At 68.6% G+C, this 14,790-nt stretch carries 15 protein-coding genes; 9 read left to right on the forward strand and 6 right to left on the reverse strand.

What is annotated here, in order from left to right; all coding sequences use genetic code 11:
* Positions 1 to 149: 149 nt before the first annotated feature.
* From ACGFZS_RS09980 to dnaA, 5 genes are all read right to left on the reverse strand, one after another.
* Positions 150 to 677 (reverse strand): DUF721 domain-containing protein, encoded by a 528-nt coding sequence (locus ACGFZS_RS09980; protein WP_393794697.1) that lies wholly within the window; start codon positions 675 to 677, stop codon positions 150 to 152.
* Entirely contained in the window at positions 674 to 1,795 is a 1,122-nt protein-coding gene (recF, locus tag ACGFZS_RS09985) for a DNA replication/repair protein RecF (protein WP_393794698.1), read from the reverse strand. Before recF ends, ACGFZS_RS09980 begins: the two co-directional genes overlap by 4 nt.
* 40 nt (positions 1,796 to 1,835) lie before the next feature.
* The gene (gnd, locus tag ACGFZS_RS09990; RefSeq protein ID WP_393794699.1) at positions 1,836 to 2,714 is read right to left on the reverse strand and encodes a phosphogluconate dehydrogenase (NAD(+)-dependent, decarboxylating); all 879 of its coding nucleotides are present in this window, start codon (positions 2,712 to 2,714) and stop codon (positions 1,836 to 1,838) included.
* 177 nt (positions 2,715 to 2,891) lie between these two features.
* On the reverse strand, positions 2,892 to 4,022 hold the full coding sequence (dnaN, locus tag ACGFZS_RS09995; protein WP_355712474.1) for a DNA polymerase III subunit beta: 1,131 nt from the start codon (positions 4,020 to 4,022) through the stop codon (positions 2,892 to 2,894).
* 953 nt (positions 4,023 to 4,975) lie between these two features.
* Positions 4,976 to 6,943 carry a chromosomal replication initiator protein DnaA gene (gene dnaA, locus ACGFZS_RS10000; RefSeq protein WP_393794700.1) on the reverse strand — a complete coding sequence of 656 codons (1,968 nt, stop codon included), beginning with the start codon at positions 6,941 to 6,943 and terminating at the stop codon, positions 4,976 to 4,978.
* A gap of 373 nt (positions 6,944 to 7,316) precedes the next feature.
* Between dnaA and rpmH the strand changes: the two genes are divergently transcribed.
* The 9 genes from rpmH (at position 7,317) to ACGFZS_RS10045 (ending at position 14,324) form a co-directional block, all read left to right on the forward strand.
* Positions 7,317 to 7,454, forward strand: coding sequence for a 50S ribosomal protein L34 (gene rpmH / locus ACGFZS_RS10005; RefSeq protein WP_015659252.1), 138 nt, complete (start codon positions 7,317 to 7,319; stop codon positions 7,452 to 7,454).
* Positions 7,455 to 7,475: 21 nt separating this feature from the next.
* Positions 7,476 to 7,847, forward strand: a complete 372-nt coding sequence (gene rnpA, locus ACGFZS_RS10010) for a ribonuclease P protein component (protein WP_089100455.1) — start codon at positions 7,476 to 7,478, stop codon at positions 7,845 to 7,847.
* Positions 7,844 to 8,209 carry a membrane protein insertion efficiency factor YidD gene (yidD, locus tag ACGFZS_RS10015; RefSeq protein ID WP_355712478.1) on the forward strand — a complete coding sequence of 122 codons (366 nt, stop codon included), beginning with the start codon at positions 7,844 to 7,846 and terminating at the stop codon, positions 8,207 to 8,209. The genes rnpA and yidD overlap by 4 nt, the downstream gene beginning before the upstream one ends.
* Before the next feature lie 3 nt (positions 8,210 to 8,212).
* Positions 8,213 to 9,523 (forward strand): membrane protein insertase YidC, encoded by a 1,311-nt coding sequence (gene yidC, locus ACGFZS_RS10020; protein ID WP_393794701.1) that lies wholly within the window; start codon positions 8,213 to 8,215, stop codon positions 9,521 to 9,523.
* Positions 9,524 to 9,538: 15 nt separating this feature from the next.
* On the forward strand, positions 9,539 to 10,051 hold the full coding sequence (locus ACGFZS_RS10025) for a protein jag (RefSeq protein WP_393794702.1): 513 nt from the start codon (positions 9,539 to 9,541) through the stop codon (positions 10,049 to 10,051).
* Between the two features lie 117 nt (positions 10,052 to 10,168).
* Positions 10,169 to 10,885 carry a 16S rRNA (guanine(527)-N(7))-methyltransferase RsmG gene (gene rsmG / locus ACGFZS_RS10030; protein WP_393794703.1) on the forward strand — a complete coding sequence of 239 codons (717 nt, stop codon included), beginning with the start codon at positions 10,169 to 10,171 and terminating at the stop codon, positions 10,883 to 10,885.
* A gap of 298 nt (positions 10,886 to 11,183) precedes the next feature.
* Positions 11,184 to 12,257 (forward strand): ParA family protein, encoded by a 1,074-nt coding sequence (locus ACGFZS_RS10035; RefSeq protein ID WP_359211652.1) that lies wholly within the window; start codon positions 11,184 to 11,186, stop codon positions 12,255 to 12,257.
* The gene (locus ACGFZS_RS10040) at positions 12,254 to 13,366 is read left to right on the forward strand and encodes a ParB/RepB/Spo0J family partition protein (RefSeq protein WP_393794704.1); all 1,113 of its coding nucleotides are present in this window, start codon (positions 12,254 to 12,256) and stop codon (positions 13,364 to 13,366) included. Before ACGFZS_RS10035 ends, ACGFZS_RS10040 begins: the two co-directional genes overlap by 4 nt.
* A gap of 340 nt (positions 13,367 to 13,706) precedes the next feature.
* A complete protein-coding gene (locus ACGFZS_RS10045; RefSeq protein WP_355712488.1) occupies positions 13,707 to 14,324 on the forward strand; it encodes a GNAT family N-acetyltransferase in 618 nt (205 codons plus the stop codon).
* Between the two features lie 104 nt (positions 14,325 to 14,428).
* Here ACGFZS_RS10045 and trxA read toward each other — a convergent pair whose 3' ends face one another.
* Positions 14,429 to 14,761: a thioredoxin gene (gene trxA / locus ACGFZS_RS10050; protein WP_089100462.1), complete on the reverse strand. Its 333-nt coding sequence runs from the start codon at positions 14,759 to 14,761 to the stop codon at positions 14,429 to 14,431.
* Positions 14,762 to 14,790 lie beyond the last annotated feature (29 nt).

The following is a 14,790-nucleotide window of genomic DNA, read 5'->3' on the forward strand; positions in this document are numbered from 1 at the left end:
AGAGGCTCACGGCGGCACTCAGCGCTTCCGGCTGTCAACCCTTGGCTACTCCGGGGTCAGGTCGCGATTCGCATCCGCGTGCGGTTGTACGACGATCAGCCGAGCGGGCCGTACGACGGCTCCCAGCTCGGCTGATGGCGTGACGTAAGTCACCCGTAGGTGTCGCCGGGGCCGATGCTCCCGGGGGCGCGCAGCGGGCCGTAGCGCCGGACCGGACCGCCCGGATTGAGCACCTTGATCAGGCGTACGGTGCCGTGCCCCAGGTCCTCGTTCAGGCGCGCGACCAGCGCGGGCGCGAGGTGGCGCAGCTGGGTCGCCCAGGCCGTCGAGTCGCACTGCACGACGAGGACCCGCTCGTCCTCGTCGTACCGCTGCGGCACGCAGTGCTTGGCCAGGTCGTCGCCGACGATCTGCGGCCAGCGGCCCATCACCCCGCCGACCGCGGCCGGCGTCTCCCAGCCGCGTTCGGTGATCAGCCGGTTGATGGCGGACCCGAGCGCCATGGGGTCACGGCCGTCGGCGCGCGCGCCGGAGCGCAGGCCACCGCGCCGCGCCTGCTTCTTCTGCTGCGCCGCCTCGCCCCGCGCGCGTGCCGCCTCTTTCGCCGCGCGCAGCGCCACGCGCGCGAGGTCCACGCCCGAAGGCTCCTTCTCGGGGGCCGACCCGTCGGTGCTCACGCGCGCTCCACCGTCCCGTCGGCCACCGTGTACCGGGTGCCGGTGAGCAGGTGCGGTACGTCGTCGTCCACCGCGGCGGTGACCAGCACCTGCTCGCCCGGGGCGACCAGCTCCGCCAGCCGCTCCCGGCGCCGGGCGTCCAGCTCGGCGAACACGTCGTCGAGCACCAGCACAGGCTCGTTGCCCTCGGCGCGCAGCAGGTCGTACGAGGCCAGCCGCAGCGCCAGCGCGTACGACCAGGACTCGCCGTGCGAGGCGTACCCCTTGGCGGGCAGCTGCCCCAGCCTGAGCACCAGGTCGTCGCGGTGCGGGCCGACCAGGGTCACCCCCCGCTCGATCTCCTTCTTGCGGGCGTCCGCCAGGGCCGCCGTCAGCTGGGCGTACAGGTCCTCACGGGTGTGGGCCTCGCCGGGCGCGGACGGCTTGTACTCCAGCGCGATCGGACCGCCGCCCGGCGCCAGCTGCTCGTACGCCTTGTCGGCGAGGGGCTGGATCGCGGCGACCAGGTCGAGCCGCTGCGCGAGCAGCTCGGCGCCGACCCGCGCGAGGTGCTGGTCCCACACGTCGAGCGTGGACAGGTCCATGGTCCGGCCGCCGTGCCGCCGCGCGAGGGCCGCGGTCTTCAGCAGGGTGTTGCGCTGCTTCAGCACCCGCTCGTAGTCGGACCGCACGCCCGCCATCCGCGGCGACCGCGCGGTGATCAGCTCGTCGAGGAAGCGCCGCCGTTCGCCCGGGTCGCCCTTCACCAGCGCGAGGTCCTCGGGCGCGAACAGCACGGTCCGTACGATGCCCAGCACGTCCCGGGGCCTGACCTGCGAGGACCTGTTGATGCGGGCCCGGTTGGCCTTGCCGGGGTTGAGCTCCAGCTCGACCAGCTGCTGCCGCTCGCCCTGCCGGACCTGGGCGCGGATGATCGCGCGGTCGGCGCCCATGCGGACCAGCGGGGCGTCGGAGGAGACACGGTGGCTGCCGAGGGTGGCGAGATAGCCGACGGCCTCGACGAGGTTGGTCTTGCCCTGGCCGTTGGGGCCGACGAAGGCGGTGACGCCCGGGTCGAGCGGGACCTCGACCCGGGCGTAGGAGCGGAAGTCGGCCAGCGACAGATGCGTGACGTGCATGGTGGTGCGCCGACCTCCCCGTTGGCTGCTACTGCTCGGTCTACTGCTTGGTCTCTACGGCGTGACCGCCGAACTGGTTGCGCAGCGCGGCGATCATCTTCATCTGCGGCGAGTCCTCCTGCCGGGAGGCGAACCTCGCGAACAGCGAGGCGGTGATCGCGGGCAGCGGCACCGCGTTGTCTATGGCGGCCTCCACGGTCCACCGGCCCTCGCCGGAGTCCTGCGCGAACCCCTTCAGCCTGTCCAGGTGCTCGTCCTCGGCGAGGGCGTTCACCGCGAGGTCCAGCAGCCAGGAACGGATGACCGTGCCCTCCTGCCAGGAGCGGAAGACCTCGCGCACGTCCGTGACGGAGTCGACCTTCTCCAGGAGCTCCCAGCCCTCGGCGTAGGCCTGCATCATCGCGTACTCGATGCCGTTGTGGACCATCTTCGCGAAGTGGCCCGCGCCGACCTTGCCGGCGTGCACCGAACCGAACTCGCCCTCGGGCTTCAGCGCGTCGAAGACCGGCCGCACCTGCTCGACGTGCGCGGTGTCACCGCCGTACATCAGCGCGTAGCCGTTCTCCAGGCCCCAGACGCCGCCGGAGACCCCGCAGTCGACGAAGCCGATCCCCTTGGCCGCCAGTTCCTCGGCGTGCCGCTCGTCGTCCGTCCAGCGGGAGTTGCCGCCGTCGACGACCACGTCACCGGGTTCGAGCAGTTCGGCCAGCTCGTCGATCGTGGACTGGGTCGGCGCCCCGGCCGGGACCATCACCCACACCACGCGCGGGGCGCTGAGCTTGCCCACAAGCTCTTCCAGGCTGTGGACATCGGCGAGGTCCGGGTTGCGGTCGTATCCGACGACGGTGTGGCCCGCGCGGCGGATCCGCTCGCGCATGTTGCCGCCCATCTTGCCGAGGCCGACGAGACCGAGATCCATCAGTTGGTTCCTTAGGTAGCGGTGTGGCAGGAGGGGCACTTTCGTACCCACGTCCGAGCCTAATCCCGGGCCTTTGCGCACAGTTGTGGGCATAGGCGCTCACCTGGGGAAACCCACCCCGCGAGGGTGCCGGGTACCCACAGGGGGAGCCCGGCACCGTGCACAGCTGTGGACAACTCAGCCGCTGAGGCGCACCGGCATGATCAGGTACTTGTAGGCCTCGTCCGACTCCGCGTCGAGCGCGGGCTTTCCGCTCAGCAGCGCCGGCTTCGTGGACGTCGTGAACGACAGCTGGGCCACCGGCGAGTCGATCGCGCTCAGGCCGTCGAGCAGGAAGGTCGGGTTGAAGGCGATGGAGACGTCGTCGCCCTCCAGCTGCGCGTCGACCCGCTCCACAGCCTGTGCGTCGTCGCTGGAACCGGCCTCCAGGATCAGCACGCCCTGCTCGAAGCTGAGCCGCACCGGGGTGTTCCGCTCGGCGACCAGGGCGACACGCTTGACGGCCTCCACGAAGGGGGCGGTCTCGATCACGGCCACGGAGTTGAACTCGGTCGGGAACAGCGACCGGTACTTCGGCAGGTCGCCCTCGAGCAGCCGCGTGGTGGTACGACGGCCCGCGCCCTCGAAACCGATGAGCCCCTCGCCCGCGCCGGAGCCGGAGAGCGCCAGGATGACGCTGTCGCCGCTCGTGAGCGCCTTGGCGGTGTCCAGGAGCGTCTTGGCGGGCACCAGGGCGACCGCGGAGGCCTCCGGGTTCTCCGGCTTCCACAGGAACTCGCGGACCGCGAAGCGGTAGCGGTCGGTGGAGGCCAGGGTGACCGTGTCGCCCTCGATCTCGATCCGCACACCGGTGAGGACCGGCAGGGTGTCGTCACGGCCGGCGGCGATGGCGACCTGGGAGACGGCGGAGGCGAAGACCTCGCCGGGGACCGTGCCCGTCGCGTTCGGCATCTGCGGCAGGGAGGGGTACTCCTCCACCGGCAGGGTGTGCAGCGTGAACCGGGAGGATCCACAGACCACCGTCGCCCGTACACCGTCTGTGGAAATCTCCACCGGCCGGTTGGGCAGGGCCCGGCAGATGTCGGCGAGCAGCCGGCCGGAGACCAGGACCGTGCCCTCCTCCTCGACCTCGGTCTCGACGCTGACCCGCGCGGAGACCTCGTAGTCGAAGCTCGACAGGCTCAGCTGGCCGTCCTCGGCCTTCAGGAGCAGGCCGGCGAGGACCGGCGCCGGCGGACGGGCCGGGAGGCTGCGTGCCGCCCAGGCCACTGCCTCCGCGAGTACGTCGCGTTCCACCCGGATCTTCACCGTAAGCCCGCCTCCTGCTGTTGCCGGGGCTTCTCGCCCTGCTGCGTCTTCGTCGTCTGTCCCGGTGTCGTCGGCCCCTGGGAGGGGAAGAACACCGGGGACCAGTCTGACGCACCGCACTGACAGCTGGTGCCCGTCGGGGTCAAGTCGTGACGAGGCGCGGTCAGAGGCCGAAGAGCGAGTTGTGCACAGGGCCCTCTTCGAAACGGATTCCCAGCTCTCTCTAGTTGTCAGTAGTAGTAGGGGCTGTGGATACCGTGGATAACCTCGTTTGCCCAGCTCAGGGGCTAGATTTTGTCCACTGCCCCTGTGGGTGGAGCCGGTGGACAACTGGGCGTCTCTGTGGAGAACAGAAAGTTCTGCACACACCGTGCACAGCCCGAGGGCACTTCTCCCCAACGCCGTCCCCAGCTTTACCCACCTTTCCCACAGGCCAACCCGGCACCTTCGTGTGACGCCTTTCACTCGACTCGGTGAGGAGGCGCGTCGCGTTGCCGAACAGTGGACAGCGGTGTGGAGAAGCTGGGGATCGCTGGGGACAACCGCCCCTCAGCCTGTGGGTTGCCGGTGGACAACTTCATGCACACCCTGTGGACGCCGTCGTCGTCCACAACCTGTGGAGATCCTTCGTCCACGATTCCACAGCCCCTTGAGCTGCCCTGATGCTCTTTCAGCCCCCAGCCTGTGGACGACGTTCGGGACAACTTCACAGTCCCCAGGGTGTGGACGCAAGAAAGTCGGCAAATCTGTGGAGGACGGCCGTAACCAGGCCTGTAATCGAACAGCGGGGGGCGTTTGCCTGCGACCCCGTCCGGGGAACGCGCCCCGTCAGGGGCGCGGGGAACTGCGCGACAAGCCCCCACCGAGCCCGCAGCGGACCACTCCCGAATCGCCCTCAGACAGCAAAAGGCGCCCCAGGGATCTCTCCCGAGGGCGCCCCGAACGTCGTACAGCTACCCGTTCTTGATCCGGTTCGTCAGCTCCGTCACCTGGTTGTAGATCGACCGCCGCTCCGCCATCAGCGCCCGGATCTTCCGGTCGGCGTGCATCACGGTCGTGTGGTCCCGGTTGCCGAACTGGGCCCCGATCTTCGGCAGCGACAGATCCGTCAGCTCCCGGCACAGGTACATGGCGATCTGGCGCGCCGTGACCAGTTGCCGGCCGCGCGAGCTGCCGCACAGGTCCTCGACGGTGAGGCCGAAGTAGTCGGCGGTCGACGCCATGATGGCCGTCGCGGTGATCTCGGGCGTCGTGTCCTGCCCGCCCGGGATCAGGTCCTTGAGGACGATCTCCGTCAGCCCGAGGTCGACCGGCTGCCGGTTGAGCGACGCGAAGGCCGTCACCCGGATCAGCGCGCCCTCCAGCTCACGGATGTTGCGGGAGATGCGGGAGGCGATGAACTCCAGCACCTCCGGCGGGGCGTTGAGCTGCTCCTGCACCGCCTTCTTGCGGAGGATCGCGATCCGCGTCTCCAGCTCCGGCGGCTGGACGTCGGTGATCAGGCCCCACTCGAAACGGTTCCGGAGCCGGTCCTCCAGGGTGACCAGCTGCTTGGGCGGCCGGTCGCTGGACAGCACGATCTGCTTGTTCGCGTTGTGGAGTGTGTTGAAGGTGTGGAAGAACTCCTCCTGCGTCGACTCCTTGTCCGCGAGGAACTGGATGTCGTCGACGAGCAGGATGTCCATCTCGCGGTAGCGCTTGCGGAAGCTGTCGCCCTTGCCGTCGCGGATCGAGTTGATGAACTCGTTGGTGAACTCCTCGGAGCTCACGTACCGCACGCGCGTGCCCGGGTAGAGGCTCCGCGCGTAGTGCCCGATCGCGTGCAGCAGGTGCGTCTTGCCGAGCCCTGACTCCCCGTAGATGAAGAGCGGGTTGTACGCCTTCGCGGGCGCCTCGGCGACGGCGACTGCGGCCGCGTGGGCGAAACGGTTGGACGCGCCGATGACGAACGTGTCGAAGAGGTACTTGGGGTTCAGGCGGGCGGTCGGTTCGCCCGGCCCGCCGGCCGGCGCGGGCTTGGCGCCCAGCGGGCCGGGACCGCCGGCGCTCGGCAGGTCCGCCCGTCCGGGTCCGCCCCGGTGGCCCTGACCCGTCCCGCCCGAGGGCTCGGCCCGCTCACGGCGGCCGACGTCGCGCTGGTCGTACTCGGACCGGTCGTAGTCCGGTCGCTTGTCGTAGTCCGGCCGGTTGTCGTACTCGGGTCGCTTGTCGTACTCGGATCGCTTGTCGTAGTCGGCGCGCGGCGGCTCGTAGTCCGTGCGCTGCTGCTCGTACTCGGCGCGCTGTTGCTCGTACGGCGGCCGGTCCATCGGCTGCTGCGGGCGGTACTCCTGGGAGTAGGAGTCGCCGTAACCGTCGGAGCGGTAGGAGTCCTGGGACGGCGAGGCATAGGGGTCGCGCTCGGGGAAGCCGAGCCGGGGCTGCTGCCAGCCGTACTCGTCCTGCCCGGGGCGCGGCCAGGCGCCGGGTTCGGGGCGCTGGTACTCGGAGGGGTAGGCGGGACGGGCGGTCGGGAGCTGGTCGCGGCCGCCCTGGTCCTCGGCGCGGTGGCGGCCGTAGCCGCCGTCGTACGGTGCCGGGGGAAGCTCGGGCTCTTCGTAACGCTGCTGCTGCAGGGGAGGCGCCGGCGGGGCCGGGGGTTCGCCCGCGGACTCGTCCACGGTGATCGCGATGCGGATCGGGCGCCCGCACTCACGGCTCAGGGTCTCGCTGACGATGGGGGCGAGACGGCCCTCCAGTACGTTCTTCGCAAATTCGTTCGGTACGGCGAGCAGAGCGGTGTCCGCGACCAGCGCGAGCGGCTGGCAGCGTCGGATCCAGTGCTCGTCCTTCGACTCCACACCCTGACCGCGGCCCTCACCGAGGAGCTGCTCCAGTACTCGTGGCCACACTGCGGCAAGATCGGCAGGTACGTCAGCCACAGGGCACGCTCTCTCACAGGTCCCACGAACGTGTGGTTCGAGGACGGGTCGGGATGAATATCGGGTCGGGCGGGGATAAAGGAACGAATCGGAGTCCAGCCACGGTAGTCAGCGTGGCGGGTGCGGTTCAAGTTGTTGTCCCCAGCCTGTGGATAGTGTCTCTCGGTCACTGCTGGTTTGACCGAATGGCGTAGCCCCGCGTACCGTAACCAGGTCGAGTTGTCGATGGCTGCTGCCGCCTGCCTCCGATGGGCACAGATCGCTGAAGGTGATCGGGAAGCGGTGCACTCGGGCGTGATGCGAGCTACTCGTGGGCGCACGGTGACAGCCAGGACGGCACCCGCCACACCGATTTGATTTCTGGAGCCCCCGAGTGAGCAAGCGCACCTTCCAGCCGAACAACCGTCGTCGCGCGAAGACCCACGGCTTCCGCCTGCGGATGCGTACCCGTGCCGGCCGCGCGATTCTCGCGAACCGTCGTGCAAAGGGTCGCGCCAGCCTGTCCGCCTGATCCCGGTCAGGTCATGACGTCGTGCTGCCTACCGAGCATCGGCTGAGGCGGCGCGAGGACTTCGCGACCGCGGTACGACGGGGTCGTCGGGCAGGCCGCCCGTCCCTCGTCGTCCACCTTCGTAGCGGTGCCACGGACCCGCACGCGCCTGGGGAGAGCGCTCCCCCGACGCGTGCGGGTTTCGTCGTGAGCAAGGCCGTGGGTGGTGCCGTGGTGCGCAACACGGTGAAGCGCAGACTGCGTCATCTGATGCGCGAGCGAGTCGCCCTGTTTCCCCCCGGTAGCCTGGTAGTCGTACGAGCGCTGCCCGGAGCGGGTGACGCCGACCATGCACAGCTGGCCCGAGACCTGGATGCCGCCATCGAGCGGCTGCTGGGAGGGGGCGCGCGATGAAGTACCCACTACTGGCTCTGATCAAGCTGTACCAGTGGACGATCAGTCCGCTGCTCGGGCCGGTGTGCAAGTACTACCCGTCTTGCTCCCACTACGGCTACACGGCCATCGACCGGCACGGTGCGATCAAGGGAACGGCACTGACCGCCTGGCGCATCCTGCGGTGCAATCCGTGGTCGCTCGGCGGTGTGGACCATGTCCCGCCGCGCAAGCGCCCGCGGTGGCACGAAATGCTGCGTGACGCCTGGCGTGCACGCAGGGGCGGGCCCTCCGCCGCCGACTCGGCCACCGAAGCGAAGGCTCCCACCGAGCTTCCTTCGAGCCCGGCCGCAGAGACTTCGTCCCATGCCCAAGGAGCATGATTAGTGGACACGATTGCCAGCTTGTTCAGCTTCATCACGACACCCGTTTCATGGGTCATCGTCCAGTTCCACTCGGTGTACGGGAAGATCTTCGGTCCCGACACGGGCTGGGCCTGGGGCTTGTCCATCGTGTCCCTGGTGATCCTGATCCGCATCTGCCTGATCCCGCTCTTCGTGAAGCAGATCAAGGCGACCCGGGCCATGCAGACGCTGCAGCCCGAGATGAAGAAGATCCAGGAGCGCTACAAGAACGACAAGCAGCGCCAGTCCGAAGAGATGATGAAGCTGTACAAGGAGTCGGGTACCAACCCGCTCTCCTCGTGCCTTCCCATCCTGGCGCAGTCGCCGTTCTTCTTCGCCCTGTACCACGTGCTCAACGGCATCGCGTCGAACCAGACCATCGGCGTGATCAATGAGTCCTTGCTGGCCAGTGCCCAGAAGGCGCACATCTTCGGTGCCCCGCTCGCCGCGAAGTTCACGGACGGTTCCGCGAAGGTGGAGGCGCTCGGTGCCTCGCTCACCGACGTCCGGGTCGTCACCGCGATCATGATCGTCCTGATGTCGGCGTCGCAGTTCTACACGCAGCGCCAGCTGATGACGAAGAACGTCGACACCACGGTGAAGACGCCGTTCATGCAGCAGCAGAAGATGCTGATGTACGTCTTCCCGGTCATGTTCGCCGTCTTCGGTATCAACTTCCCGGTCGGTGTCCTCGTCTACTGGCTGACCACCAACGTGTGGACCATGGGCCAGCAGATGTACGTCATCCGCAACAACCCGACCCCGGGTTCCAAGGCTCAGGCCGCCTACCTGGAGCGCCTCACCCATCACGTCACGCACCACGGCAAGACCCGGCGCCGCAGTGAGAAGACGATCATCAAGGCGATCGTCGCCAAGGGCCGTGACCGCAACGAGTTCGAGCGCGGTTTCATCAACGCGCTGACCAAGTCGGGCCTGGTGGCCCAGGCCGACGGCACCGTGGTGAAGGGCGAGGCCCAGGCCGCCACGCTGACCGAGGACGGCGTCGCGACCACCGCCGCCGCCAAGCGCCAGCAGCCCAAGCGCCAGACCAAGGCCCAGCGGCAGTCCGGCGGCACGAAGGCGGCCGGCGACTCCCCGTCGGATGCCTCGGACTCTTCGGACTCTTCGGACCCTTCGGAGAAGACCACCTCGCTGGAGAAGTCCGACGAGCCGCAGGACGCCAAGCCCGCCGCCCAGCAGCCCCCGAAGGGCGGCTCCAACGGCCGCAGCAGGGCTCAGTCCGGTCAGCGCAAGGGCGGTCCGCAGCGCCCCAAGTCCCCGTCCAAGAAGTAAGAAGGAGCCCATCCCGTGACGGAAGGCACCACCTCCGCCGCTGCCGAGGGTGCAGACACCCTGACCCGCCTGGAGCAGGAGGGCGAGATCGCGGCGGACTATCTCGAAGGTCTGCTGGACATCGCCGACCTCGACGGCGACATCGACATGGATGTCGAGGCAGACCGCGCCTCTGTGTCGATCATCAGCGACTCGAGCGGCCGCGACCTGCAGAAGCTGGTCGGCCGCGACGGCGAGGTGCTGGAGGCGCTCCAGGAGCTGACCCGCCTCGCCGTGCACCGGGAGACCGGCGACCGCAGCCGGTTGATGCTCGACATCGCTGGCTACCGTGCCAAGAAGCGCGCCGAGCTCTCCGAGCTGGGCGCCAAGGCCGCCGCCGAGGTCAAGAACACCGGTGAGCCCGTGAAGCTCAAGCCGATGACCCCGTTCGAGCGCAAGGTCGTGCACGACGCGGTCAAGTCCGCCGGACTGCGCAGCGAGTCGGAGGGCGAGGAGCCGCAGCGGTTCGTCGTCGTACTGCCCGCCTGATCGGTCCCCACGTTGTACCGGCCCCGTCTGTTGAGCAGGCGGGGCCGAACTTTGTCAGCCTGGTAGTTCTGGTGGCCGGCGCGCTGAGCGCCGGCGCTGTACGGAAGGACGGTCCCCGTGACGGAGGCTGCGGAGCTCCCCCCGGCGCCCGAACAGGCGCGGGAAGTCTTCGGCGAGCGCTTCGCCGATGCGGTCCGCTACGCGGAGCTGCTCGCCGAGGCAGGTGTGCAGCGTGGTCTGATCGGCCCACGGGAAGTGCCACGCCTGTGGGAGCGGCATCTGCTGAACTGCGCGGTGCTCTCGGAGGCCGTCCCCGAAGGGGTGACGGTGTGCGATGTGGGCTCCGGTGCCGGCCTGCCGGGCATCCCCCTGGCTCTGGTCCGGGACGACCTCAACATCACCCTGCTGGAGCCACTGCTGCGCCGCACCAACTTCCTCACCGAGGTCGTCGAGCTGCTGGGCCTGAGTCATGTGACCGTCGTGCGTGGCCGGGCCGAGGAGGTCATGGGCAGTCTGCCCCCGGTGCATGTGGTGACGGCCCGTGCCGTGGCTCCGCTGGACCGGCTGGCCACCTGGGGCATTCCGCTGCTGCGTCCCTACGGCGAGATGCTCGCCCTCAAGGGGGACACGGCGGAGGAGGAGCTGAAGGCGGCGTCCACCGCTCTGACGAAGCTCGGTGCGGTGTCCACGTCCATCCTGCATGTGGGTGAAGGTGTGGTGGATCCGCTCTCCACCGTGGTGCGGGTGGAGGTCGGGGAGAGCCCGGGCGGGGTGCGCTTCGCGGCCAAGCGGGCGAAGGCGGCTCGTACGGGACGGGCACGTAGGCGCCGCTGATCCGTCCTGCGGACGAGACGTACTCCACACAAGCTGCCAAACCTACGCATGACGGAGTGTCGCGGCTTTTCGGTCGCGCTCGCTGTGCATCGTGTTTCACGTGAAACGTCGCTCACTGCTGCACGGCATCATCGGTCGGACTCGCGCCGCGGCCGAACCACGCGACCGAAAATCTCTCGGAGCCCTCGGAGAGGGAGCCTCTGGTGACACTCCGTCCCCCTTGAGGGGCAGGGAGATGTCCACAGAGGTGGATTTCTCCACAGAACAACAGGCCTCACTGGTTCGCGACCCCGAAGACATGGGAGGCTCTGTTCATTGCGAGCCTGAAGTCGAGGAGAGTGAATCCTTGCGGTCCGACGCCAACATCGCGGGACCGATGACCGATCCGGTCCCCGGTCCCCGTACCGAGTCGATGGGGGCGGATGTTTCACGTGAAACACCGCCTCCTATGGACGACACTCCCATCGGTCGTGCTGCCCAACTCGCGGTGGAGGCTCTGGGCCGCGCCGGCGAAGGACTGCCACGTCCGGAGCAGACCAGAGTCATGGTGGTTGCCAACCAGAAGGGCGGCGTGGGCAAGACGACGACCACCGTCAACCTTGCCGCGTCGCTGGCTCTGCACGGCGCCCGCGTTCTGGTGATCGACCTCGACCCTCAGGGCAATGCGTCCACAGCGCTGGGGATCGACCACCACGCCGAAGTTCCGTCCATCTACGACGTGTTGGTCGAGAGCAAGCCCCTGGCGGAAGTTGTCCAGCCGGTGGTGGACGTCGAAGGTCTCTTCTGCGCCCCCGCCACGATCGATCTCGCCGGTGCGGAGATCGAGCTGGTGTCCCTGGTGGCACGGGAGAGCCGGCTTCAGCGGGCGATCCTGGCGTACGAGCAGCCGCTGGACTACATCCTCATCGACTGCCCGCCCTCACTCGGCCTGCTGACGGTCAACGCGCTCGTCGCGGGCGCCGAGGTGCTCATCCCGATCCAGTGCGAGTACTACGCACTGGAGGGCCTGGGCCAGCTGCTGCGCAACGTCGACCTGGTACGGGGGCACCTCAACCCCAACCTGCATGTGTCGACCATCCTGCTCACCATGTACGACGGCCGGACGCGCCTTGCCTCCCAGGTCGCGGACGAGGTGCGCAGCCACTTCGGTGACGAGGTGCTGCGGACGAGCATTCCCCGCTCGGTCCGCATCTCCGAGGCGCCGAGCTACGGGCAGACGGTACTGACCTACGATCCTGGATCGAGCGGTGCCCTCTCCTATCTTGAGGCGGCCAGAGAAATCGCGCTGAAGGGCATCGGAGTCAGCTACGACCCGACGCAGGCCCATATCGGCGCCCAGACGAACCCGAGCATGGTGGAGGGGATCCAGTGAGCGAGCGACGGAGGGGGCTGGGACGCGGTCTCGGCGCACTGATCCCAGCTGCACCGACCGAGAAGACCCCGGCTCAGACGGCAGTGGGGGGTGCGGCATCCCCGTCCCCCGCGGCGGTCCCGGTGCTGACGACCGACCGTGGTGTCGCCGCGGCCAAGGTGACGACACTGCCGCCGGTTTCGCATGAAACCGAGGAGCCGTCGGTGTTCGGCGGAGCCGCGGAGATGCCCGCTGCTCCGATGGGCGCCCACTTCGCGGAGATCCCTCTCGATGACATCGCGCCGAACCCGCGCCAGCCGCGTGAGGTGTTCGACGAGGACGCTCTGCAGGAGCTGGTCACCTCCATCCAGGAGGTCGGCCTTCTCCAGCCCGTCGTCGTACGGCAGTTGGGTCCCTCGCGCTATGAGCTCATCATGGGCGAGCGGCGCTGGCGGGCCTGCCGTGAGGCCGGCCTGGAGGCGATCCCGGCGATCGTCCGCGCGACGGACGACGAGAAGCTCCTTCTGGACGCGCTGCTGGAGAACCTGCACCGGGCCCAGCTGAACCCGCTGGAAGAGGCCGCCGCCTACGACCAGCTGCTGAAGGACTTCAACTGCACGCACGACCAGCTGGCCGACCGCATCGGACGGTCCCGCCCGCAGGTCTCCAACACCCTGCGGCTGCTGAAGCTCTCGCCGGCGGTCCAGCGCCGGGTGGCCGCCGGAGTCCTGTCCGCCGGGCACGCCCGGGCGCTCCTCTCCGTCGACGACTCGGAGGAGCAGGACCGGCTGGCCCACCGGATCGTGGCCGAGGGGCTGTCGGTACGGGCCGTCGAGGAGATCGTGACCCTGATGGGTTCGCGGCCCCAGGCGACGACGCGGGCCAAGGGTCCGCGGGCCGGCGCCCGGGTCTCCCCGGCGCTGACCGACCTGGCGACCCGGCTCTCGGACCGCTTCGAGACCCGGGTGAAGGTCGACCTGGGTCAGAAGAAGGGCAAGATCACCGTCGAGTTCGCCTCGATGGAAGACCTTGAGCGGATCCTCGGCACGCTCGCTCCGGGCGAGGGGCCGGTCCTGCACCAGGGCCTCCACGACGGCGACTCCACGGGCTCCGAGGAGTCCGAGGACTGACCGACCCGGGTGGTTTCCCGCTCGGTCGATCTCCTGTCGTTCAGAGAGCGGATCGTGTTCCGGTGTGTACCGGAACACGATCCGCTCTTTGCTTTCTGGCAGTTTCGATGGAATCGCTGTGTGGATACGATGCGTTCGGGTATGGCGCATCCACCCGGCAGCCGGCAGCACCTCCGAGGGAGAGGCAAAGGGCCATGCGAACGATGAGCCGCACCGGCCTGGTGAGCGCCGGCCTGGGACTGGGCGCGACCGTCGGCTTCGTCGGCAGTCTGCTCAGGGAACGCAGCGCTCTGACAGCCGCTCGCGATGCCGCGGGCGAAGGAAGCGAGGAACAGCCTTCATGGGGCGTCGGCTCGTACCGCTCACCCTGGACAACCTTCAGGACCTTCCCCAGCGCTGTCGCTCGTGTGTCTTCTGGGAACTGGACCCCGTCAGCGGCGAAGCAGCGGTAAGGGCGGGTAGGGCCGCCCTGGAAAAGGAAGCCTGGATCTCCGCCGTCCTGCTCGACTGGGGATCGTGCGGCCGGGTGGTCTATGTCGACGACATACCGGTCGGCTTTGTGCTCTACGCCCCGCCTGCCTATGTCCCGCGGTCCACGGCGTTCCCCACGAGCCCGGTCTCACCGGACGCCGTCCAGCTGATGACCGGCTTCATCATGCCCGGCTATCAGGGGCAGGGGCTTGGACGGGTGATGGTCCAGACGGTTGCCAAGGATCTGCTGCGGCGGGGCTTCAAGGCGATCGAGGCCTTCGGCGATGCCCGCTACAAGGAGCCGGCCTGTCTGCTGCCCGCGGATCATCTGCTCGCCGTGGGCTTCAAGACGGTCCGGCAGCACCCCTCGCACCCTCGGCTACGGCTGGAGCTGCGGACGACGCTTTCCTGGAAGGAAGACGTGGAGCTGGCGCTCGACCGGCTTCTGGGGGCCGTACAGAAGGAACCGGTGCTGCGACCCCTGTAGGTGCTCCGGAGGCCGCCTGCCCAAGCAGAGCGGTCCGGGGCTCGCCCGCTCAAGCGAATGGGCCAACCCCGAGGGGTTGGCCCATTCGTGTTTCACGTGAAACATCACTCGGCGATGAAGTCCTCAAGGTCGCGGACGAGCGCGGCCTTCGGCTTGGCACCGACGATGGTCTTGGCGACCTCGCCACCCTGGTAGACGTTCAGGGTCGGGATCGACATGACGCCGTACTTGGCCGCCGTGTTCGGGTTCTCGTCGATGTTCAGCTTGACGATCTCGATCTTCTCGCCGTGCTCGGCGGCGATCGCCTCAAGCGACGGGGCGATCTGGCGGCACGGGCCGCACCACTCGGCCCAGAAGTCGACCAGGACGGGCTTGTCGCTCTTGAGGACGACCTCTTCGAAGTCGGCGTCGGTCACATGCTTCAGAGTGCCGGCCACGGCGGGCTCCTTTACTTGATCGTGCGGTG

Source organism: Streptomyces sp. NPDC048288, assembly GCF_043201555.1.
Lineage (GTDB): Bacteria > Actinomycetota > Actinomycetes > Streptomycetales > Streptomycetaceae > Streptomyces.

Coding starts and splice junctions, on each gene's coding strand:
- recF (WP_393794698.1), bottom strand. CDS start 1,795: ATGCACGTCACGCATCTGTCGCTGGCCGACTTCCGCTCCTACGCCCGG.
- gnd (WP_393794699.1), bottom strand. CDS start 2,714: ATGGATCTCGGTCTCGTCGGCCTCGGCAAGATGGGCGGCAACATGCGC.
- yidD (WP_355712478.1), top strand. CDS start 7,844: ATGAAGTACCCACTACTGGCTCTGATCAAGCTGTACCAGTGGACGATC.
- ACGFZS_RS10035 (WP_359211652.1), top strand. CDS start 11,184: ATGGGAGGCTCTGTTCATTGCGAGCCTGAAGTCGAGGAGAGTGAATCC.
- ACGFZS_RS10045 (WP_355712488.1), top strand. CDS start 13,707: ATGGGGCGTCGGCTCGTACCGCTCACCCTGGACAACCTTCAGGACCTT.